We start from the raw sequence: 1,033 nt of genomic DNA on the forward strand, positions 1-1,033 counted from the left end.
GGCACGGGTGATTATTTCCCCAAAAAGGTCATCAGCTCCTGATAGGTCTTCCGGCTGGTTCTGAGAGCCGCGGCGATGTTGGCTGCCTGCACCTCTTCCTTTTCTTTCTGCAGGGCAAGCAACTTTTCAGCCCATGCGTTGTATCGAGCTTCCGCCGCCAGGAGTTTCTCCTGCGCCAACGCAATTTTCGCTTCAATCGACGTCACAGATTTCATTCTCGGCATCATCGTCCTCTTCGGGTTCATTGTTGTCTTTTTGATTGGCGGCCGCTGCGACCAGTGACGCTGCTATCGATGCTGCACCCCTGCGGACATCATCTTCATTCATGCCAAAGCAACTGAGGATGATTTTCTGCGTTCTTGTTACGGCGTGGTCCAGCCCATAAAGTCCGCTTTGCCGTCTCACGAGTTCAATTTTTTCCAGCTCTTTCAGGGCCGCAGGCACTGTCAGAAAATTCTTTCTTTTCTCGGTTCTGAGCATTTCCTCTTTGAGCAGGATGTAGAACCGGTTGCGGATGATCAGGACAATAAACTCAATGAAAAATTTGGCTGAAACCGCTTCATTGCTTTGGACCCGCATGCTTCTCGAGCCCAAGAAGGTTTTGTCAGCTCCAAACAGTTTTTCCGATGCATCCGGTGAATGTCAAGTGAGCTTTCGCCGATTTTGTTCTTAAAAAGTAGGTTGTTGTCTGAGCTCAGTGAGGGCTTGGCCCTCTCTGCCTTCGGCGGATTCACCCAGAGTTTTTTGGCCCGTAGAAAAACCTTTGATGCAGCTGTGTTGCACCGTTCGCGCGAGAGGTCGGCAGGCCGGTAGAATGAGCCTCCTCAGGCAGGAGGAGGCCGAGCCTGAGGCCCGCGGAAAACCGCCGAACGCGCTGTCGCAGCAACAGCGGGGCGTTTGTTCAAGCTGCCTTGGCATGCTTTTCCTCCAACTGCCCATTTTCGGGGTTAAGCCACACCTCTTTGATCGGCGTACAGTTCAGCACTCTCCCGGTGATCCAGCGCTCCGGATGGCGTCTGCGAGCCTCCAGCAT

The 1,033-nt window shown here is 53.2% G+C and carries 2 protein-coding genes; both read right to left on the minus strand.

Annotated features, from left to right (window positions below):
- Nucleotides 1–11: 11 nt before the first annotated feature.
- Entirely contained in the window at nt 12–215 is a 204-nt protein-coding gene (locus tag BQ7486_RS00005) for a hypothetical protein (RefSeq protein ID WP_143182963.1), read from the minus strand.
- Nucleotides 193–594 (minus strand): hypothetical protein, encoded by a 402-nt coding sequence (locus BQ7486_RS00010; RefSeq protein WP_204206963.1) that lies wholly within the window; start codon nt 592–594, stop codon nt 193–195. The genes BQ7486_RS00005 and BQ7486_RS00010 overlap by 23 nt, the downstream gene beginning before the upstream one ends.
- Nucleotides 595–1,033 lie beyond the last annotated feature (439 nt).

It is taken from the genome of Duodenibacillus massiliensis (assembly GCF_900128485.1).
In the GTDB taxonomy this organism is placed as follows: domain Bacteria; phylum Pseudomonadota; class Gammaproteobacteria; order Burkholderiales; family Burkholderiaceae_F; genus Duodenibacillus; species Duodenibacillus massiliensis.

Bases quoted from the DNA above. Each gene is read 5' to 3' on its own strand.
- BQ7486_RS00005 (WP_143182963.1), bottom strand. From the start codon at position 215: ATGAAATCTGTGACGTCGATTGAAGCGAAAATTGCGTTGGCGCAGGAG.